General features: G+C 68.5%; 20 protein-coding genes. 4 read left to right on the plus strand and 16 right to left on the minus strand.

Features of this window, described 5'->3' with window-relative positions; translation table 11 throughout:
* Together B0684_RS12325 and B0684_RS12330 are read left to right on the plus strand one after the other, a co-directional pair.
* Positions 1-657 (plus strand): leucyl aminopeptidase (locus tag B0684_RS12325; RefSeq protein ID WP_077277040.1); only part of this gene is annotated, 657 nt, incomplete at its 5' end.
* A gap of 16 nt (positions 658-673) precedes the next feature.
* The gene (locus tag B0684_RS12330; protein WP_018168187.1) at positions 674-1,096 is read left to right on the plus strand and encodes a DNA polymerase III subunit chi; all 423 of its coding nucleotides are present in this window, start codon (positions 674-676) and stop codon (positions 1,094-1,096) included.
* Positions 1,097-1,118: 22 nt separating this feature from the next.
* Here the strand turns inward: B0684_RS12330 and B0684_RS12335 are convergent, their stop codons facing one another.
* Genes B0684_RS12335 through leuS form a run of 8 tightly spaced genes read right to left on the minus strand, consistent with a single transcriptional unit; the run spans position 1,119 to position 8,783 of the window.
* On the minus strand, positions 1,119-1,709 hold the full coding sequence (locus B0684_RS12335; RefSeq protein ID WP_018168188.1) for a Maf family protein: 591 nt from the start codon (positions 1,707-1,709) through the stop codon (positions 1,119-1,121).
* A gap of 7 nt (positions 1,710-1,716) precedes the next feature.
* Positions 1,717-2,187, minus strand: a complete 471-nt coding sequence (rlmH, locus tag B0684_RS12340) for a 23S rRNA (pseudouridine(1915)-N(3))-methyltransferase RlmH (RefSeq protein WP_018168189.1) — start codon at positions 2,185-2,187, stop codon at positions 1,717-1,719.
* A gap of 22 nt (positions 2,188-2,209) precedes the next feature.
* A complete protein-coding gene (rsfS, locus tag B0684_RS12345) occupies positions 2,210-2,602 on the minus strand; it encodes a ribosome silencing factor (protein WP_018146421.1) in 393 nt (130 codons plus the stop codon).
* An 8-nt stretch (positions 2,603-2,610) separates the two neighbouring features.
* A complete protein-coding gene (nadD, locus tag B0684_RS12350; protein ID WP_018168190.1) occupies positions 2,611-3,261 on the minus strand; it encodes a nicotinate-nucleotide adenylyltransferase in 651 nt (216 codons plus the stop codon).
* Between the two features lie 45 nt (positions 3,262-3,306).
* Positions 3,307-4,614, minus strand: a complete 1,308-nt coding sequence (locus B0684_RS12355) for a glutamate-5-semialdehyde dehydrogenase (protein ID WP_018650503.1) — start codon at positions 4,612-4,614, stop codon at positions 3,307-3,309.
* A 4-nt stretch (positions 4,615-4,618) separates the two neighbouring features.
* Complete coding sequence (gene holA / locus B0684_RS12360; protein ID WP_018168192.1) at positions 4,619-5,656, minus strand: DNA polymerase III subunit delta; 1,038 nt, start codon at positions 5,654-5,656, stop codon at positions 4,619-4,621.
* Positions 5,656-6,195: an LPS-assembly lipoprotein LptE gene (locus B0684_RS12365; RefSeq protein ID WP_026305879.1), complete on the minus strand. Its 540-nt coding sequence runs from the start codon at positions 6,193-6,195 to the stop codon at positions 5,656-5,658. The genes holA and B0684_RS12365 overlap by 1 nt, the downstream gene beginning before the upstream one ends.
* Entirely contained in the window at positions 6,192-8,783 is a 2,592-nt protein-coding gene (leuS, locus tag B0684_RS12370; protein ID WP_018168194.1) for a leucine--tRNA ligase, read from the minus strand. The genes B0684_RS12365 and leuS overlap by 4 nt, the downstream gene beginning before the upstream one ends.
* Before the next feature lie 221 nt (positions 8,784-9,004).
* Here leuS and B0684_RS12375 point away from each other — a divergent pair, with 221 nt between their 5' ends.
* Positions 9,005-9,859 (plus strand): DUF2189 domain-containing protein, encoded by an 855-nt coding sequence (locus B0684_RS12375; RefSeq protein WP_018650504.1) that lies wholly within the window; start codon positions 9,005-9,007, stop codon positions 9,857-9,859.
* A gap of 117 nt (positions 9,860-9,976) precedes the next feature.
* On the opposite strand, the gene B0684_RS12380 is transcribed toward B0684_RS12375, so the two are convergent.
* Positions 9,977-12,391, minus strand: coding sequence for a Lon protease family protein (locus B0684_RS12380; protein ID WP_018176982.1), 2,415 nt, complete (start codon positions 12,389-12,391; stop codon positions 9,977-9,979).
* 197 nt (positions 12,392-12,588) lie between these two features.
* On the opposite strand from B0684_RS12380, the gene B0684_RS12385 reads away from it, so the two are divergent.
* Positions 12,589-13,146, plus strand: a complete 558-nt coding sequence (locus tag B0684_RS12385) for a zinc ribbon-containing protein (protein WP_018168196.1) — start codon at positions 12,589-12,591, stop codon at positions 13,144-13,146.
* A 4-nt stretch (positions 13,147-13,150) separates the two neighbouring features.
* On the opposite strand, the gene lnt is transcribed toward B0684_RS12385, so the two are convergent.
* The 7 genes from lnt to B0684_RS12420 form a co-directional block, all read right to left on the minus strand.
* The gene (lnt, locus tag B0684_RS12390) at positions 13,151-14,641 is read right to left on the minus strand and encodes an apolipoprotein N-acyltransferase (RefSeq protein ID WP_018168197.1); all 1,491 of its coding nucleotides are present in this window, start codon (positions 14,639-14,641) and stop codon (positions 13,151-13,153) included.
* Positions 14,642-14,646: 5 nt separating this feature from the next.
* Positions 14,647-15,579 (minus strand): HlyC/CorC family transporter, encoded by a 933-nt coding sequence (locus B0684_RS12395; RefSeq protein ID WP_018176983.1) that lies wholly within the window; start codon positions 15,577-15,579, stop codon positions 14,647-14,649.
* Positions 15,572-16,087: an rRNA maturation RNase YbeY gene (ybeY, locus tag B0684_RS12400; protein WP_018168199.1), complete on the minus strand. Its 516-nt coding sequence runs from the start codon at positions 16,085-16,087 to the stop codon at positions 15,572-15,574. The genes B0684_RS12395 and ybeY overlap by 8 nt, the downstream gene beginning before the upstream one ends.
* Positions 16,077-17,090 carry a PhoH family protein gene (locus tag B0684_RS12405; protein WP_018650505.1) on the minus strand — a complete coding sequence of 338 codons (1,014 nt, stop codon included), beginning with the start codon at positions 17,088-17,090 and terminating at the stop codon, positions 16,077-16,079. The genes ybeY and B0684_RS12405 overlap by 11 nt, the downstream gene beginning before the upstream one ends.
* Positions 17,091-17,102: 12 nt before the next feature.
* The gene (gene miaB / locus B0684_RS12410; RefSeq protein WP_018168201.1) at positions 17,103-18,455 is read right to left on the minus strand and encodes a tRNA (N6-isopentenyl adenosine(37)-C2)-methylthiotransferase MiaB; all 1,353 of its coding nucleotides are present in this window, start codon (positions 18,453-18,455) and stop codon (positions 17,103-17,105) included.
* Positions 18,456-18,500: 45 nt separating this feature from the next.
* Entirely contained in the window at positions 18,501-18,986 is a 486-nt protein-coding gene (ssb, locus tag B0684_RS12415) for a single-stranded DNA-binding protein (RefSeq protein ID WP_018146435.1), read from the minus strand.
* Positions 18,987-19,114: 128 nt separating this feature from the next.
* Positions 19,115-20,485 carry an MFS transporter gene (locus tag B0684_RS12420; RefSeq protein WP_018650506.1) on the minus strand — a complete coding sequence of 457 codons (1,371 nt, stop codon included), beginning with the start codon at positions 20,483-20,485 and terminating at the stop codon, positions 19,115-19,117.
* Positions 20,486-20,552 lie beyond the last annotated feature (67 nt).

The following is a 20,552-nucleotide window of genomic DNA, read 5'->3' on the forward strand; positions in this document are numbered from 1 at the left end:
TCGCTCAAGCCCGGCGCCGAGATGGACGAGATGAAGTACGACATGTGCGGCGCGGCCAGCGTGTTTGGCGTGATCGAGGCTTGCTGCGAACTGGGCCTGCCGATCAACGTGGTCGGTGTGGTCACCAGCGCCGAGAACATGCCCGACGGCCGCGCGACGCGCCCGGGCGACATCATCACCACCCTGTCCGGACAGACAGTGGAGATCCTGAACACCGACGCCGAGGGCCGCCTGGTCCTGGCCGACGCGCTGACCTGGGTCGAGCGCTACAAGCCAAAGGCGGTGATCGACATCGCCACCCTGACCGGCGCCTGCATCATCGCACTGGGCCACCAGGGCGCGGCCGTGCTCGGCAACAACGAGCGCCTGGCCAAGGGCCTGCTGGCTGCTGGCGAAGAGAGCGGGGATCGCGCCTGGCAGCTCCCGCTGTGGCCGGAATACCAAGAACAGCTGAAGAGCAATTTCGCCGACATGGCCAACATCGGCGGGCGCCCGGCCGGCACCATCACCGCCGCCTGCTTCCTGTCGCGCTATACCGAGGACTACACCTGGGCGCATGTCGACATCGCCGGCGTGGCCTGGAAGAGCGGCAAGGAAAAGGGCGCGACCGGGCGGCCGGTCCCGATGCTGATGCGCTACCTGCTCGACCAGGCCTGATCCGGGGCTTGCGGGCATGACCCACGTCAGCTTCTACCTGCTCAAGGACCCGGCCCCGGAGGCACGCCTGCGCTTCGTCTGTCGGCTGGCGAAGAAGGCCAGCGGCCAGGGCCACCGCGTGCATATCCATACCGGCTCACCGGAACTGACGCGCACCCTGGATGAATGGCTGTGGACCTTCGAGGACACCGCCTTCGTCCCGCACAGCACCGATGTGCGCGACACGGACGTCGCGGTTTCCCTGCACGAGGCGCATGCCCCGCCGGATCGCTGCGACGTGCTGATCAACCTCGCCCCCGAGGTCCCGGAGTACTGCGGGCGTTTCGAACGGGTCGCCGACATCGTCGGTGGCGACGAGACGGGGCGCGAGGCCGGCCGTAGCCGCTACCGCTTCTTCAAGGAGCGCGGCTACCCACTGGAACACCACACTATCCAGTAAGGGCGGGCTGCGGAGACGCGGATCAGACGCGCGGCGGCGGGTCGGGGATCTCGCGCAGCCAGGCCTCCAGCTCGAACAGGGGCAGCCCGACCACATTGGTGTAGGAGCCCTCGATCCACGCGACAAAGGCCGCGCCGCGGCCCTGGATGGCGTAGGCGCCGGCCTTGCCGCGCGGTTCGCCGGTCGCCCAGTAGGTCTCGATGTCGGCCGGGCTCAGCTCGCGCAGGCGTACCCGGGTCGTCACGTGACGGGCGCGCATGGCCTCGCCGGGGCGCCACAGGGCCATGCCGGACACGACCCGGTGCTCGCGCCCGGACAGCCGCCCGAGCATGGCGGCGGCGTCGGCGAAATCCGCGGGCTTGCCCAGTGCGTCGGCATCCACGGCGACCACGGTGTCGGCCGCCAGCACCCACTGGCCGGAGGCCAGGCGATCGCGCGCCGCCTCCGCCTTGGCGACGGCCAGGCGCTCGACCAGGGCCTCCGGCGTCTCGCCCGGCTGCGCGCTCTCGTCCACGTCCATCGGCGCCACCTCGAAGGCAAGCTGGACCTGCTCCAACAGTTCCCGCCGACGCGGCGAGGCGGAGGCGAGCAACAGCGGCGGCGTCAGGCTCATGCGGGACTCAGGCGCGGTGATAGGGATGGTTGTTCAATAGCGACCAGGCGCGGTAGAGCTGCTCGGCGACCAGCACCCGCACCAGCATGTGCGGGAAGGTCAGCGGCGACAGCGACCAGGCCCACTCGGCGCGGGCACGCACGGCCTCGTCCAGCCCGGCGGCGCCCCCGATCACCAGCGCAACGTCACGCCCATCGGTCTGCCAACCTTCCAGGCGCTTCGCCACGCCCCTGGTGTCGACGGCCTTGCCGCGCTCGTCCAGCAGGATCACGCGGGCACCCTCGGGGATCGCCTTCAACAGGATCTCGCCCTCGCGGCGCAGGAGCGTGGTGGTATCCATGGACTTCGCGCCGGAAGGCCCCGGAAGGGCCTGCAGGTTCAGCTCCAGTTCGCGCGGCAGGCGCCCGGCGTATTCGGCGAAGCCATCCGCCACCCAGTCGGGCATGCGCTTGCCGATCGCGATCAGGTCCAGGCGCATCGGGCGAAGCCTCGCTCGGCGTTCAGCGCCGCAGGCGCCGGACCCGCTCCAGGCTGGGGTCCTCGGGGGCGGCCTTTTCGGTGTCCGCGGCCTCCTCCGCCATCCAGAGCTTCTCCAGGTTGTAGAAGTCGCGGGTCTCCGGGAGCATCACGTGGACGATCACATCGTTCAGGTCCACCAGCACCCACTCCTGGCTCTCCTGACCCTCGACCCCCAAGGGCGGGATGCCGGCCTGCTTGGCCTCGGTGGCCACCGACTCGGCGGTGGACTGCACGTGACGCCCGGAGGTCCCGGAGGCGATCACCATGAAATCCGTCAGCGTGGTCTTGCCACGCACGTCGATGGTGCGGATGTTCTGTGCCTTCATGTCGTCCAGAGCGGTGGTCACCAGCTCCAGGAGTTGTTCGCTGTTCATTGTGTCGGTCATGTCCCGTGATTGCGGTTCGACCCGGCCCGGTACAGACCGTGGTCCTGGATGTAGCGATTGACGGCCCCGGGGAGCAGGAAGCGCGGGCTGCGCCCGGCCTGCAGCTCGTCCCGGATGGCGGTGGCGGAGATGTCGAGCTGGGTCACCGGCTGGAAGTAGACCAGTCCCCCGGGCGCCTTGCGCAGCGCCGCCGGGTCGTGCGTCGCGGCGTTCCCCAGCCAGCCGCCCAGATCGTGGGAGGCCGGGCTGCCGGGGCGGTGCGAGACCACGATATGCGCCAGCTCGAAGATCTGCTGCCAGCGGTTCCACGATGGCAGCCCGGCGAAGGCGTCCATGCCCATGATCAGCACCAACGGCGCGTCCGGCCCCAGCTCCTCGCGGAAACTGAGCAGGGTATCCACGGTGTAGGACGGCCCCTGACGATCCAGCTCGCGACGGTCGGCGACGAATCCCGGTACGTCCGCAATCGCCTGCTCCACCATCGCCAGGCGGTCGTCGCTGCCGGTTCCGGGGCTCGCACGATGCGGCGGTACGTGGCAGGGGATGAAGTGCACGCGCTCCAGCCCCAGGTGCTGCTGGATCTCCAGCGCCGGGCGCAGGTGGCCGAAGTGGATCGGGTCGAAGGTGCCGCCGAGGATCCCGATCACGCGGGGATCGCCCCAGGGAGACGCTGATTCAATCGCGCGTCTCCCTTAGCCACGTACATGGCCGTCGCCGAACACCACGTACTTGAGCGTGGTCAGCCCGTGCAGGCCCACCGGGCCCCGGGCATGCAACTTGTCGGTGGAGATGCCGATCTCCGCGCCCAGGCCGTACTCGAAGCCGTCGGCGAAGCGGGTGGAGGCATTCACCATGACCGAGCTGGAGTCCACCGCGCGCAGGAAACGCCGGGCGCGGGTGTAGTCCTCGGTCACGATGCTGTCGGTGTGGTGCGAGCCATAGGTATTGATGTGATCGATCGCCATATCGAGGTCGTCGACCACGCGGATCGCGAGGATCGGCCCCAGGTATTCGGCCACCCAGTCGTCCTCGGTGGCCTCCGCGATGTCGGCCCCGCTATCGGCGAGGATGGCGCGGGTCCGCGCGCAGCCGCGCAGGCTCACCTGGTGCTCGCCCAGGACCGTGGCCAGGCGCGGCAGGAAGGCCTCGGCCTGGTCCGCGTGCACCAGCAGCGTCTCCATGGTGTTGCAGGTGCCGTAGCGCTGGGTCTTCGCGTTCACCGCGACGGCCAGCGCCTTGTCGGCATCCGCACCGCCATCCACGTACACGTGGCAGACGCCGTCCAGGTGCTTGATCACCGGGATCTGCGACTCGTTGCTGACGCGCTCGATCAGGCCCTTGCCGCCGCGCGGGACGATCACGTCGACGTACTGCGGCATGCGCAGCAGCGCGCCGACCGCCGCGCGGTCGGTGGTCGGCACCACCTGCACCGCCTCGCGCGGCAACCCCGCCTGCTCCAGCCCGGCCTGGATAATCGCGGCCAGGGCCTGATTGGAATGCAGCGACTCGGAGCCGCCACGCAGGATCGCCGCATTGCCGGACTTCAGGCACAGCGCGGCGGCGTCGATGGTCACGTTCGGCCGCGACTCGTAGATGATCCCGATCACGCCCAGCGGTACGCGCATCTGGCCGACCTGGATACCGCTCGGCTGGTAGGCCATGTCGGAGATCGTGCCCACCGGGTCGGGCAGCCCGGCTACCTGGCGGCAGCCCTCGATCATGGTATCGATGCGGGCATCGGTCAGCGCCAGGCGATCCAGCATCGCGGCGTCCAGGCCGCGCTCGCGCCCGGCCTCCAGGTCACGGCTGTTGGCCTCATTCAGCTCGGCGCGGCGCGCGGCGATGCCCTCGGCGATCGCATGCAGTGCGGCGTTCTTCGCCCCCGGCTCGGCCTCGGCCATGCGCCGCGATGCGGCGCGCGCAGCGCGGCCGAGCGCCTCGACCTGGGCGACCACGCCGCTGGTAGCGGCGGATTCAGTGGGGTTCACGGCAGCGTTCATGCAGTCAGACTCGTTGAGAATTCAGTGCGGGTTCGGGTCGGGTCAGCGGCCGCCCCGCCATACGGGCCACCAAGTCTAGCAACCCCTGCCGGGCATTGCCGTTTTCCTGACCCTTGATGACCCGATCCACGCGCGCGGCCTCGCCCAGCAGGCCCCGCGCCGCGCTCAGGTCCAGGCGCGACATTGCCTGGCGCAGGGCCTTCTGGCCGTCGCCAAAGCTGCCCTGGAACGCCTCGCGGTCGGGCGCACCGGCGGCCTTGCGCTCCATCGCCTGCACCAGCAGCCGGCATTCGCGCGCCAGCGCCCACAGGATCAGCGGCTCGGCCTGGCCCTCGTCCAGCAGCCCCTCCAGCATGCGCAGGGCGTGGCGGACATCACCGCGCAGCGCGGTCGGGGCCAGGGCAAACAGCTCGAAGCGGGCGGAATCCGTGGTGGCCTCCGCCAGCACGGTCTCGTCGATCTCGGTCACGCCGGCCAGTGCCAGCTTCTCGATCTCCTGGCGCGCGGCCAGCAGGTTGCCCTCCACCCGCGCGACCAGCAACGCCAGCGCCGGGTCGGTGATGCGCAGACCGTTCCTCTGCAGCCGCGCACGGATCCAGCTACCCAGCTGGGCCGGCGGCACCGGGCGCGCGTGGATCACCACCGCACGGTTCTCCAGGGCCTTGAACCAGGCCGCCCGCCGCATGTCGCGATCCGGCCGCGGCAACTGCAGCAGCAGAACCAGGTCAGCCTGCGGGTCGCCGGCGTAGGCCTTCAGGTGGTCGCCACCGGTCTTGCCCGGCTTGCCGGTCGCCAGGCGCACGTCCAGCACCGTGCGCTCGGCAAACAGCGACCGGTCGCGGATCGCGGCCTCGAACGGGCCCCAGTCCGATTGCGCGGTCAGGTCCAGCACCGTGCGCTCCAGGAAGCCCTGCTCGCGGGCGGCAGCGCGGATCGCATCGGCCGCCTCGATCGCCTGCAACGGCTCCTCGGCCAGCAACAGGTAGATCGGCGCGAGCCCGCGCGCCAGATCCTGCTCCAGGCGGGCGATATCCAGCGCCATTACGGGGCCGGGTCCTCCGCGGCTTCGCGCAGGCTGCCGTCCGGCTCGATCAGGGCGGCAATCCGGCGCTGCAGCTGGCTGACGATGTCGCGGTCCATCGCCTCGCGCAGGGTGGATTCGCGCTCGCCCCGGCTGAGCACCGCGGTGCCATCGAACAGATAGATGCGCGAGGCGCGCATTGGCCCCAGGTCGACCGCCTCGCCGTCCACCGGGCGCAGGCGCGCGTCGACCGTGCGCACCAGTTCGTACTCGGACACCCGCGCGGCCTCGGTCACCGACAGCGTGCGGCGCTGATCGTTGACCGAACGGATCTCCAGGATCGCACCCTGGCCCTCCGGGCGCTGGCGCACGACGTCCACGCCCGAGGAGCCCAGGGTCACGGCCAGTTCGCGGTACAGCGAGTCGCGCGCATTGATGCCCGTGATCTGCACCGGATTCAGTGTCTCCGGCCACTCGCTACCGCCACGCAGCTGAAAGCCGCAGGCGGCCAGCGCGGCCACCAGGACCAGTACCAGACCCGCGCGCAAAAGGGCGCTCATTGCGGCTTCACCACGAAATTGACCAGACGGCCGGGAACGACAATCACCTTGATCACATCCTGCCCCTCGATATGGCGCTGCACGTTCTCGTCGTTGCGCGCAACGGTCTCGATCGCGTCCTTGTCGGCCCCGGACGGGACCGCGATCTCGGCACGGCGCTTGCCGTTCACCTGCACCGCCAGGGTCTCCTGCGCGGCCTGGCGTGCGGCCTCGTCGACCTGCGGCCATTGCGTGGCGGCCACCAGCTCGTCGTGACCCAGGGTCCGCCACAGCGTTTCGGTCACGTGCGGGATGATCGGGGCCAGCATGCGCACGATGCCCTCCAGCGCCTCCTGGCGCACGGCCGGGGCCCCGGCGGCGTCCTGCGGGAACTTGCCGAGGTCGTTCAGCAGTTCCATGTTCGCGGCCACCGCGGTGTTGAAGGTCTGGCGCCGGCCGATGTCGTCAGTGACCTTGGCGATGGTGTCGTGCAGCTTGCGCCGCAGCTCGCGCCCGGCATCGTCCAGCGCGTCCGTGTCCAGCGCCCCGGGCGACTCGCCGCCCACATGCTCGTGCACCGCGCGCCACAGCCGCTTGATGAAGCGATGCGCGCCCTCCACGCCGGAGTCGGACCATTCCAGCGACAGGTCCGGGGGTGCGGCGAACATGGTGAACAGCCGCGCGGTATCGGCGCCGAAGCGCTCGATCAGGGCCTGCGGGTCCACGCCGTTGTTCTTCGACTTGGACATCTTCTCCATGCCGCCGACCACGACCGGCGCCCCGTCCTCGCGGTGGCGCGCGGCCTTCACCGAACCGTCCTCGGCGCGCTCCAGTTCGACATCCGCCGGGTTGATCCAGTCCTTCCCGCCGTCAGCACGCTCGCGATAGAAGGTCGGTGCGATCACCATGCCCTGGGTCAGCAAGCGGGTGAACGGCTCGTCGGAGGCCAGCAGGCCCTCGTCGCGCAGCAGCTTGTGGAAGAAGCGCGCGTACAACAGGTGCAGCACCGCGTGCTCGATGCCGCCGACATACTGGTCGACCGGCAGCCAGTGGTCGGCGCGTGCATCCAGCATGGCTGTGCCGTTGTCGGCGCAGGCGTAGCGGGCGAAGTACCAGCTGGATTCGAAGAAGGTGTCGAAGGTATCGGTCTCGCGCCGCGCCGGTTGGCCGCATTCCGGGCACGGGGTCTCGAAGAATTCGGGCATGCGCGCCAGCGGCGAGCCGGCGCCGTCCGGGATCACGTCCTCGGGCAGGCGCACCGGCAGGTCGGCTTCCGGCACCGGCACCGCCCCGCAGGCCTCGCAGTGGATCACCGGGATCGGGCAACCCCAGTAGCGCTGGCGCGAGATGCCCCAGTCGCGCAGGCGGTAGTTGCGCCGGCGCCGGCCGATGCCGGTCTGCTCCAAGTGCTCGGCGATCGCTGCCTTGGCCGCCTCCGATGCCTGGCCGTCGAAATCACCGGAGTTCACCAGCACGCCGGCCTCGGTGAACGCGGCCTGCTGCACATCGACCGTGGCGCCATCCGCCGGGGCGATCACCTGGCGGATCGGCAGGCCATATTTCGTCGCGAACTCGTGGTCGCGCTCGTCATGCGCGGGCACGGCCATCACCGCGCCGGTGCCGTATTCCATCAGCACGAAGTTGGCGACCCAGACCGGGACATCCTCGCCGGTCAGCGGGTGGCGGGCGGTGAAGCCCAGCGCGCGGCCCTTCTTCTCCATCGTGGCCAGGTCCGCCTCGGCCACCCCGCCCTGCGCGCAATCCGCGACAAACGCGGCCAGCTCGGCGTCCTGCTCCGCCAGCGCCTGCACCCGTGGGTGCTCCGGCGCCAGCGCCATGTAGGAGACGCCGAACAGGGTATCCGGGCGCGTGGTGTAGACAGCCAGCGCCTCGCCACCGTCCACCGCGAACTCGAGTTCCACGCCCTCGGAACGCCCGATCCAGTTGCGCTGCATGGTGCGCACCTGGTCCGGCCAGCCGTCCAGCGCGTCCAGGGCCTCCAGCAGCTCGTCGGCGTAGTCGGTGATGCGCAGGAACCACTGCGGCATCTCGCGGCGCTCGACGACCGCCCCGGAGCGCCAGCCACGGCCCTCGATCACCTGTTCGTTGGCGAGCACGGTCTGGTCCACCGGGTCCCAGTTCACGGTCGCCTTCTTGCGATAGACCAGGCCTTTCTTCAGCAGGCGCACGAACAGCCACTGTTCCCAGCGGTAGTAATCGGCGTCGCAGGTGGCGAACTCGCGCGACCAGTCGTAGGCAAAGCCCAGGCGCTTGAGCTGGGTGCGCATCTGCTCGATGTTCTGGCGGGTCCAGGCCGCCGGCGGCACGTGGTTCTGCATCGCCGCGTTCTCGGCCGGCAGGCCAAAGGCGTCCCAGCCCATCGGCTGCAGCACGCTGCGCCCCTGCATGCGCTGGAAGCGCGCGATCACGTCGCCGATGGTGTAGTTGCGCACATGCCCCATGTGCAGCTTGCCCGAGGGGTACGGGAACATGGACAGGCAGTAGAACGGCTCGCCGGCGGCATCCTCGCGCGCCCGGAAGCAGTCGGCCTCCTCCCACTGGCGCTGCACCTGCGCCTCGATCATCTCCGGGGAATACTGCTCCTGCATGTGGCCCACCTGCCCTGTGTGTTCGCGTGAAACAAAGAACTGCGCAGAATACCAGTCGCCCCCACCCCCTCCAAGCGGCTGGGAAACCGCCCGGCCACCCCTCGCCACACGTCTTCGATGTGATATCCGTCACGCAACGCCGGGAACAGTACCCCTACCTGACTGCCACAAGACCTACATTCAAAGAAAGCGGTTGGCAGAACGTTCTCAGGAGGCAGGTTATGAGTGAAGAGAAAGACGTGGTCCCCATGCTGCAGCGCGCCTATCCCGAGGACTTGGGGGAAACGGTCCCCGAACACACGCCGGAGACGGATTCCCCGGCCATCCGCGAGGTCGCGACGGAGGACCTGGGCACCTGGCTCGGCAAGGGCTGGCGAGACCTCTGGCAGATGCCAGTGGCCCTGGTGCACGGCCTGGTGATCACCCTGGCCGCGCTGATCCTGCTGGGCCTGTCCTGGAATCAGCCGTGGATGGCCTTCTCGCTTCTGGCCGGCATCCTGCTCCTCGGACCCGTACTCGCCGTCGGTGTGAATTACCTCGCGCTGCAGAAAGAGCGCGGCGAACCGGGCGGTTCCGGTCTCGGCTGGCTGGGGCCGATGGGTGGCTCGATCTGGGCCTTTGCCGCGCTGCTGGCCATCCTGTTCGTGATCTGGGCCAGCTTTGTCTGGATGTGGATCGCGGTGCTTAACATCGGCGAAATCGCGGTCATGGGACAGTTGCACCACCTGGTGGGCGCGATGCTCAGCAGCGGTGCCGGCATCATCTCGCTGGTCGGGGTGGTGGTGGCCGCCATCGTGTTCGGCCTCGCGGTATTCGCCCTCAGCCTGGTCACGATCCCGGCCCTGCTGGATCACCGGATCCGCGATGACGCCCCGCAAAAGAGCCTGATCGAATCGATCGGGGTCAGCCTGAAGGCCTTCAGTCACAACCCGGGTACGCTGATCCTGTGGGGCCTGATCATCACCGCGCTGTTCATGGTCTCGGTGGCGACTGCGCTGCTGGCGCTGATCGTGATCTTCCCCTGGCTGGGCTTTGCCATGTGGCACGGCTACCGGGATCTGGTCGACGCCCGTTAATCCCCAGCGACGCCCCACGCGATGGGTCCGACCCCGCGTCGGGCCCATGCCAGTCCACCTCGCGCTCCATCTCGGGTCGGCGGACGGAAGCCCCGGGGGACACCAATTGATGCCCCCTCAGGCATCCTCCCCGGAGGGGCCGCCCGGCGTGGCTTCCGCATCGTCATCGCGGGACCCGCGCCGATGGCTCAAACGCGCAAACGCCGCCAGGCGATCGGCGACCACGCGGTTGAAGCTGCCCGCCGGGAACCCCCCCCACGCGCCGCGTTCACCCGCCGTCATCCCGGTCAGGAGCTCGATGGCCTCGTCCACCGTGGCTACGGGGTAGACATGGAATCGTCCCTCCGCGATCGCCTCGCGGACGTCGTGGCGCAGCATCAGGTTCTCGACATTACTCCCCGGCAACAGCACACCGTGACCATCCAGTTCGCCGGCCTCGCGACAGACGTCGAAGAAGCCCTCGATCTTCTCGTTGACCCCACCCACGGCCTGGACCTCGCCATGCTGGTTGAGCGAGCCGGTAACCGCCAGCGACTGGCGCAACGGGATCCGCGCGATCGCCGACAACAACGCGCAGGTCTCGGCCACCGAGGCGGAATCCCCCTCGATGTCGCCATACGACTGCTCGAAGGCCAGGCTGGCGGACAGCGAGAGCTCGCTGTCCTCGGCATAGTGGCTGGCGATGAACCGGGACAGGATCATCACCGCCTTGCTGTGCACCGGGCCACCCAGCTTGGCCTCGCGTTCGATGTCGACCACATGGCCCTTGCCCGAGCGCGCGGTCGCGGTGATCCGGATTGGCCGCCCGAACATCGCGTCGCCCAGCTGCAGCAGCGACAGCCCGTTGACCTGGGCAATCTGCGCCCCGCTGGTGGCGATCAGCACCACCCCGCGACGGATCTGCTCCAGGCTGCGGCGCTGTAGCCGCGCACCGCGCTCCTGGCGTTCCCGGATGGCCTGTTCGACATGCCCGGCGCCGACGACGTCCGCGCCGGCCTTCCTCGCCCAGTGGTCGGCCTCCAGCAGCAGGTCGCGCAGGGTGCGATCGTGGGCCGACAGCTTGCACTGGTCGCCGGCCAGACGGCTGGCATGCTCGATCACGCGCGCCACCGCCTCGCGGTTCAGCGGCCGTAGTTCGACACGCCGCGCCATCGTGGCCAGCATGCGCGCATACAGCACATGACTGGCGTCGCTGCGGTCCAAGTCGTCCTCGAAGTCGGCCTCGACCTTGAACAACTCAAGGAAGTCCGGATCGAACGCGGACAGCAGGTAGTACAACAGGCGATCACCGATCAGCACCACCTTCGGGGTCACCGGAATGGGATCCGGCTCCAGCCCCACCGCACTCACCAGCCCGAACAGGCGCTCCAGGGACTCGATGCGGATTTCGCCGGAAAACAGGACCCGTTTGAGGCTCTCCCAGGCCAGCGGCTGCGTCAGCACACGCCGGGCATCCACGATCAGGTAACCGCCACTGGCCCGGTGCAGGGCCCCGGCGCGCACCAGCGAGAAATCGGTAACCAGGGCCCCCTCGTGCACCTGGTGCTCGATCAGGCCGGTCAAGTGCTGATGATTCGGCAGGTCCTCGTAGATCACCGGGGCGCCCCGCGTGTCCGCGTGATCCACCAGCAGGTTGATGCGAAACCGTTCCAGCAGCCCCTCGGGCGGGGCATGGCTACGGCCGCCGCGAAACGCCTCCGCGTGTCTCACCACCTCGTCGAGGATCGCCTCCAGATGCTCGACCACCGCCGGCCGGTGCGACCATTTCTCCTTCAACTCGTGGATCGGACCGCCCAGGGCCCATTGCAGCATCTCCGCATTCAGGGCCCGAATCTTCTCCTGCAGCTCCTTGCGCAGGCGAGGCACCTGGTGCATGACCTGCTGCAACTTCTCCTGCAGCTCCTCGACCTTCTCGTCGATGCGCCCGCGTTCCTCCTCGGACAGTGCGTCGTATTCCTCCGGCTTGAGGATCTCCCCATCGCGCATCGGCGCGAACGAGAAGGTGTGTGGCGCGCTGATCAGGGCAATGTCGTGCGCCTCGGCCTCTTCCTGCACCTTGCGCGCGCCCTCGGTCTGGGCCTCTTCAGACGCATCCTTCAGCTCCTGCAGGCGCCGCTGGTATTCCTCGCTCTCGAACGCGGCCGGGATACTGGCATGCAGGTCTTCGATCAGACGGTCCAGGTCCGCCTGAAGGGTTCGGCCCTCGCCGGCCGCTAGACGAACGGCCCGCGGACACTCCGGCTGCTGAAAGTTGAACACGTAGCCCCAGTCCGGCGGGGCAGACTCGTCGGCCGCGCGGCGCTCCAGAAAGCGTCGCACCAGGTCGTGCCGCCCGCTGCCTGCCGGCCCCAGCACGAACAGGTTGAAACCATTGCCACGCATCGACGCACCGAATTCGAGCGCACGCAGCACGCGTTCCTGGCCACAGGGCAACTCGAGCGCCTCCAGCGTCTCGGTGGTCTCGAAATCCAGATGCTCTGGCGGGCACCGCTGATAGACCTGCTCCGCGGTCAGGGATGCGGGTCGCGTCATATCCGTCTCCACTGTTGTTAGCCCCTACCTTGCGGGAGATGCAGCTCAATATGCACCCCCTGATTGCCGGTAACCAACGAAACCCGCTCCCGTGACGCTGGTGCGGCCCGGCCATCGTGCTACCTTGGACGCATTGACCATCCGAAACGTCCCCGAACGGGACACACAGCCACATATCGATCAGCGAGGAGCAGCGCATGAGCGACAAACCCAGGGATACGGCCCCGGAACACGACCAGGAACGCGAGCACCGGTTGAGCGATGCCTATCACCGCATGCTGAACGAGGTCACCGAGGATCTCGAAAAGCTGGAGGACAAGACCAGCAAGGCGATCACCGAGGCTCTGGAGAACGCCCGCGACCGCGTGCAGAAGGCCAGTGACCTGACCCGCGAAGAGGCTCACGAGGTGATGGACTACCTGCGCCGCGACCTGCAGGATCTGGGCGCCTACCTCGACAACCGCAGCTCCGACTGGCGTGGCTGGCTACAGATCGATCTGGGTCTGATCGAGGCCAGCATCAAGAACGCCCTGGAACGCATCGCGGACCGCACCCGGATCGAGATCACCGAACTGACCGCGCGCGCCCAGGTGATGGGCGAGTGGCACACCGGCGAGATCACCGGCCCCGGCGAACTGCTCTGCAAGCAATGCGGCCATCCCGTGCACATGACGAAGGTCGGCCGCATCCCGCCGTGCTCCAACTGCCACAACACGACGTTCCGTCGCGGCCCCGGCGGGACCGAGGCCGAATAACCCGTCAGCGTCGGCGGCGACGGCCGACCGCGGCACCGGCAACCACCAGCACCAGCGCGGCCAGCACGGCCGGCCCCGCCCCGGTGGCGGTTGCCGGCGTCACGCCGTGGCGAGGCTGCAGCGTGCCCGTGACTACCTCGCGGGTGAAGATCCCCGAACGCTCGAGTATCCGGCCATCGGCATCAATCAGGGCCGAGATGCCGGTATTGGTTGCCCGGATCATCGGGCGCCCGGTCTCCACCGCCCGTACCCGGGCAATCTGCAGATGCTGGGCCGGGGCGAGGCTGTCGCCAAACCAGGCGTCGTTGGAGACGTTGACCAGGAAGCCGGCCTCCGGCAGCGCGGCGCGGATGTGGCGCGAATATGCCGCTTCGTAGCAGATGCTGACCCCGGCGGTCTGACCGGCCACCCGCATACGCCCGTCGCCGGTGCCCGGGGAAAGGTCGGACATCGGGATCGCCAGCAACCGGTCCAGCCAGTCGAGCTGGCCGCGCAACGGGATGTACTCGCCGAAGGGGACCAGCTGGCGCTTGTTGTAGCCGGCCCCGGTGGTCACGTTGACCACCGAGTTATACACATGGCGTCCGGCCGACGCATGGTCGAAGACCCCAGTCACCAGTTCGCTGTCATGCTCCGCCAGCGACTGGGCGAGCTGCCCGAGTGGCTGCTGGACCTCGACATAGAACGCCGGGATCGCGGTCTCCGGCCAGACCACCAGGTCCACCTCACCCGCCTCGCGGGTCAGTTCCTCGTAGACCCCCAGCGAATACTCGATGCCATCGGCATCCCACTTGCGCGCCTGATCGATGTTGCCCTGGACCATGGCCACCGAGATCGTCTCGCCGCCCGGCTCCACCCAGCGCGCGAGCCCCAGCGACAACGAGGCGATCACCAGTGCCCCCACCAGGCCCGCGCCCAGCCAGCGCTGCCGGGTCAGAAACACCAGGACCAGCGCCACGGCCAGCAGGGCCACCACCAGCCCCGCCCCCAGCTCGCCGACCAGCGGCAGCCAGGGCTGTAGCGGCGTGTCGAGCACGGTGTGGCCGAACAGCAGCCAGGGGAAGCCGGAGAACAGCCAGGAACGCGCCAGCTCCATCAGCACCAGGCCACCGGCCAGCGCCAGCAAGCCGGCCGGACGCCCCAGTGGCAGGAAGCGCGCCGCCAATCCGGCCAGCAACGCCGGATAGCCCGCCAGGGCCAGTACGAATAGCACGGTAATCAGCGAGGCGACCACCAGTGGCGCCTGCCCGAACACCAACAGGCTATTGAAGATCCAGCTCACCCCCATCCCGAAGAATCCGAGGCCGAAGGCATAGCCCGTCCACGCGGCGCGGCGCGGTCGGGCACCCGGCAACAGGGCGAACCACACGGCCAGGGCCAACGGGGCGGCCAGGAACCAGCCAACCGGGGCAAAGGCCAGGGTTGCACCCGCCCCGGCCAGCAGGGCAACGAGCCCGGAGGCCCAGGGCGGCAGGCGTTCGACAAGGGTCTGCATGCCGATCAGGGGATGTGGCGGTCGTCCGGCTCCCGGGCCGGACCATCGAACGGCTGCGAGCCTTCACCGGTGGCAGCCTGCATGTCCGGCTCCGGCAGGCGCATCTCCAGCAGGTGCAGGCGCCGGTTGTCAGCGCGCAGGACGCGGAACTGCATACCATCCACGACGATCTGTTCGCCACGACGCGGGACATGCCCGAAATGCGACAGCACCAGGCCCCCGATGGTGTCGAAGTCGTCCTCGCTGTAGGCGGTCTGGAAGTAGGCGTTGAACTCCTCCATCGGGGTCAGCGCCTTGATGGTGTAACGCCCGCCGGGGTGCTGCATGATCTGGGTCAGGTAGTCCTCGACATCGTGCTCGTCCTCGATCTCGCCGACGATCTGCTCCAGAACGTCCTCGATGGTCACCAGGCCGGCCACGCCGCCATACTCGTCCACCACGATCGCCATGTGGTTGCGGCTCAGGCGAAATTCCTTCAGCAACACGTTCAGACGCTTGCTCTCCGGCACGAACACCGCCGGGCGCAGGATTTCCTGCATATCGAAGGCGGCATCGTCCGGCTCGCCAAAGAAGCGCAGCAGGTCCTTGGCCAGCAGGACGCCGACCACCTCGTCGCGGTGATCCCCCACCACCGGCAGGCGCGAATGCGCGGAAGCGACCACGTCCGGGAGGAACTCGGAGAGCCCGGCGTCGCGGCGCACCACTTCCATCTGCGCGCGCGGGATCATGATGTCGCGCACCTGCATGTCCGCGACGTTGAGCACCCCCTCCAGCATGGTCAGGGCCTCGGGATCGACCAGCTCGCGGGCGTGGGCACCGCGCAGGCACTCGATCAGCTCGTGTCGGGTCGCCGGCTCGCGGCGCGGGCGCAGGATCTCGCCGGCGCGGATCAGCCAGCGCCGCCAGATGGGTTGTTCGTCGGGTTCGGGTTCAGGCATCGGGGGCGGTTCCGGCAGGATGCGGCGACAGGACGCGGGCCGGAGGGTCGGCATCGTAGGGGTTGGGATAGCCTAACCCGGCCAGGATCGAGGACTCAATTGCCTCCATCCGCGCGGCCTCGTCCGGCGTCTGGTGATCCATGCCCTGCAGGTGCAACATCCCGTGCACCACCATGTGGTGGTAATGGGCCGCCAGCGTCTTGCCCTGTTCCGCCGCCTCGCGCGCCAGCACCGGCACGCACAGGACGACATCACCGAGATAGGCGCTCGCCTCGGGCGGCAAGCCCGGCGGCAGCGCCGGCGCCGGGAATGACAGCACATTGGTCGCGTAGTCGCGTCCCCGGAAGGTGTGATTCAGCGACTGTCCCTCCTCGGCCTCCACCAGGCGCAGAGTGACTGTGGCCGCGCCCGCCCCGCGCCAGGCGGCGCGGGCCGCCCGGTGCAAGGTGGTGGGGCCGGGCAGACCGGCACGCGGAACAGCGTATTGCACCGCGATTTCAAGCGCCATCGGCACCCCGCCCGGAACCGGGCTCCGACTCCCCAGTCGGCTTGCCAGACGCATGGTCGTGGGCCTCGTAGGCCTCGACGATGCGCTGCACCAGCGGGTGGCGCACCACGTCACCGGCCTGGAAACGGGTGATATGCACCCCCTCCACGCCCTGCAGGATCTGCATCGCGTGCTTGAGGCCCGATCCCTGCCCCCGCGGCAGGTCAACCTGGGTGATGTCGCCGTTGACCACCGCAGTGGAGCCGAAGCCGATGCGGGTCAGGAACATCTTCATCTGCTCGAGGGTGGTGTTCTGCGCCTCGTCGAGGATGATGAAGGCCTCGTTCAGGGTGCGCCCGCGCATGTAGGCCAGCGGCGCGACTTCGATCACCTGGCGTTCCATCAAGCGTGCGGTCTGATCGAAGCCCATCAGTTCGTACAGGGCGTCGTACATCGGCCGCAGGTAAGGGTCGATCTTCTGCGCCAGATCGCCGGGCAAAAAGCCCAGGCGCTCGCCGGCCTCCACCGCCGGACGCACGAGCACCAGGCGCTGCACGCGGTCCTGCTCCAGTGCGGCGACCGCGGCGGCCACCGCAAGGTAGGTCTTGCCGGTCCCGGCCGGGCCGATGCCAAAACTGAGATCGTGCCGCGCGATCGCGGACAGGTATTTCGCCTGACGCGGGCCGCGACCACGGATCACCGCGCGTTTGAGGCGCAACGTGGGATCGTCGCCCGTGCCCTCGGGCTCCGCCAACCCCTCAACATGGGCGGTCTGCAGCGCGGTATGCACCTGCTCCAGGCTGACCGGTTCTTCCTGCGCCATCCGGTGCAGGTCGTGGATCAAGGCCCCGGCCGCCTTCACGGCACCGCCCGGCCCGGTGAGATTGAAGCGCGGCCCGCGATTGTGCACGGCCACGCCCAGGCGCGACTCGATCAGGCGCAGGTGGGCATCCAGCGGCCCGGAGATCCGCGCGAGCGTCTCCTGGTCACCAGGCTCCAGGGTGAAATCCAGACGATTGGCCATGCGTCGGTTTCCCTAGGCGCCGACGGCGGCGGGCATTGTCCGCTCCACCGTGCGCCCGCGCAGGGAATGTGCCAGGGCCTCGGTAATCTCGACCGGGATCAACTGCCCGATCAGGCCGGGGTCCCCGGCGAAGTTGACGATGCGGTTGTTCGCCGTGCGCGCGGCCAGTTCGCCGGGGTTGCGCTTGGCCGGACCTTCTACCAGTACCGGCTCGATGTTGCCCACCATGGACTCGTTTCGCGCGCGGCCGTTCTGCTCGATCAGGGCCTGCAACTCGGCCAGACGGGCCTTCTTGGTCGCCATCGGCACGTCATCCGGCAGCGATGCGGCCGGGGTGCCCGGACGCGCGCTGTAGATAAAGCTGAAGGAGAAATCAAAATGCAGCTCCTCGATCAGCTTCATCGTCGCGGCGTGGTCGGCGTCGGTCTCGCCGGGGAAGCCGACGATGAAGTCCGAGGAGAGATCCAGGTCCGGGCGCGCCTCGCGCAGGCGGCGGATCTTGGACTTGTATTCCAGGATCGTGTGACCGCGCTTCATCTGCGCCAGGATGCGGTCGGAGCCGCTTTGCACCGGCAGGTGCAGGTGACTGACCAGCTTCGGTTCGTCGGCAAAGGCTTGGATCAGCGAATCGGAAAACTCCACCGGGTGCGAGGTAGTGAAGCGGATGCGCTCGATCCCGTCGACCGCCGCAACATAGTGGATCAGCAGGGCCAGGTCCGCAGTGTCGCCGTCATCCATCGGCCCGCGGTAGGCATTCACGTTCTGCCCCAGCAGGTTGATCTCCCTGACCCCCTGCGCGGCCAGCGCGACCACCTCGGCAATCACGTCGTCGAACGGGCGGCTGATCTCGTCGCCGCGCGTGTAGGGCACCACGCAGAAGCTGCAGTACTTGGAGCAGCCTTCCATCACCGAGACGAACGCACTCGGACCGTCGGCCTTCGGCTCCGGCAGGCGGTCGAATTTCTCGATCTCGGGGAAGGAGATATCCACCACCGGGGCGCGCTCACGGCGCACCGACTGGATCATGGCCGGCAGGCGGTGCAGGGTCTGCGGGCCGAACACCAGATCCACGTACGGGGCCCGGGCGCGCAGGGCATCGCCCTCCTGACTGGCAACACAACCGCCCACACCGATGATCACCTCCGGCCGGCGTTCCTTGATCTGCCGCCAGCGCCCCAGTAGCGAGAAGACCTTCTCCTGCGCCTTCTCGCGAATGGAGCAGGTGTTCATCAGCAGCAGGTCGGCCTGCTCCGGATCATCGGTACGCTCCGCCCCGTGCAGCTCACGCAGTGCGTCGAGCATGCGATCGGAGTCGTACTCGTTCATCTGACAGCCGTGCGTCTGGATGTAGACCTTGCGGATCATGCTCTCGGTACTTCGCTAGTGGGTGAACAGTGGCTTATATGGACGTTAAAACGGGACGTCGTCGTCATCGAAGCCGCCGCCGGAGGCCGGCGCGTTGCTGCGGTTGCCGCCTTGCTGGCCACCGCCGCCGTAGGCATTGCCGCCGCCATAACCCGGGTCCTGGTCGAAACCGCCACCACCGCCGCCACTGCCACCGCGGCCGCCGATCAGCTGCATCTCGTTGGCCACGACCTCGGTGCTGTAACGATCGTTACCGGATTGGTCCTGCCATTTGCGGGTCTGGATCTTGCCTTCGACATAGACCTGCGAGCCCTTGGACAGGTACTGCGCGGCGATATCTGCCAGGCGCCCGAACATCACCACCCGGTGCCATTCGGTGTTCTCGCGCTTCTCGCCGGAGTTCTTGTCGGTCCACTGCTCCGACGTCGCCAGACGCAGATTGGTGACGGTAACCCCGTTCGGGGTCTCGCGCTTTTCCGGGTCGGCCCCGAGGTTGCCGAGCAGGATGACTTTGTTGACGCCGCGGGCCATGGGGCCTCCTTGTGTCCAGCATGGAGAAACAGATTCGGTAGTGTAGCAGCCCACCCCGGCCGCGACAGTGCACCGGTCCGGGATGTGGACAGATTCGCGCGGCCAGTCGGGGAGGCATTGCGCGCGTTCTACGCGCCTGGCTTGCGCGCCAACCAGGCTGTCAGCTCGGGGGTGTCCGGGCCTCCTGGCTCCACCTTCAGGTACAAGGAACCGGCATCCGGTGACAGGTCCGCCTCGTGCACGCCGGGCCATGCGGCAAGCGCCCGCAGCAGTTCCGCGTCACGACCGGACCAGTGGTCGGGTACCGCGACCACCCGGTTCGACCGGTAGCGCGGATGCATCCCGCGGGCGATCCACCACCAGGCCAGCAGCAACGGCACCCCAGCAAGGAACACCCCGACCGGCCCGACCAGTGTCAGCAGGACACCTCCCAGCACGCCGCCGGCGAAGATCCCAAGGAACTGCGCGGTGGCAAAGCCGCCCATCGCCGTGCCCTTGTGGGCGACCGGCGCCACGCGCGCAATCAGCGACGGCAGTCCCGCCTCAAGCAGGTTGAAGGCGGCAAAGAACAGGACCATCAGCGCCGCCAGCGTCCACAGACCGCCGCCGTCGAGCACCAGCAGGGCCAGCAGGATCTGCACCCCGGCCAGCAGGGCGATCGCCCCGCGCAACACGCTGTGCACGCGCCGGCGGCGCTCGCCGAAGATGATCCCCGGGAGCATCAGCGCGAACCCCGCCAGCAGCACCGGCACATAGAACTTCCAGTGGCTGGCACCCGCTAGCCCGAGCGTCTCCACCAGCAGCACCGGGATAACCAGAAAGTTCGCGGCCAGGACCAGGTGCAGCACGAAGATGCCGAGGTTCAGGCGCAACAGGTCCGGGGCGCGCAGCACGCGGGGCAGTGCCGACCAGACCGGCACCATGTCCGGGTGTGCCCGCGCCCGTGCCGGGGTTGGCACCCAAAGGAACAGGATCACGATCGCAACCAGCCCGAGCAATGCCGACAGGCCGAAGATCCCGGACAATCCCGCCGCCTGGTCCACCACCGGGCCCAGGGCCATCGCTGCGGTGAAGGTCAGGCCGATGGTCAGCCCGATCACGGCGAGGGCCCGCATACGCCGTTCCTCGCCGACCAGGTCCGCTGTCAGGGCCAGGATCACCGCTGCCACCGCACCCGCCCCCTGCAGGGCACGCCCGAGGATGATGCCGTGGATGGTCTCGGCTACCGCGGCGAGCACACTGCCAGCAACGAACAGCAACAGCCCGGCGAGGATCAGCGGCTTGCGGCCGACCCGGTCCGACAAGAGACCGAACGGGATCTGCAGCACGGCCTGGGTGAGTCCGTAGATCCCGAGCGCCAGGCCCATCAGCAGCGGGGTTGCGCCGGGGATACGGTCGGCATGCAGCATGAACACCGGCAGGACCATGAACAGGCCGGCCATGCGCACGCCATAAATCGCCGCCAGCCCAGTGGTGGCGCGCAGCTCGCGGGGATTCATGGCGTCCGGGACCGACGCAGGCAAGAAGAGCTCTTCATGTCCGGGGAGTTTACCGGCAAGCGCGGCG

Origin of the sequence: Thioalkalivibrio versutus (assembly GCF_001999325.1) — a bacterium.
Classification (GTDB): domain Bacteria; phylum Pseudomonadota; class Gammaproteobacteria; order Ectothiorhodospirales; family Ectothiorhodospiraceae; genus Thioalkalivibrio; species Thioalkalivibrio versutus.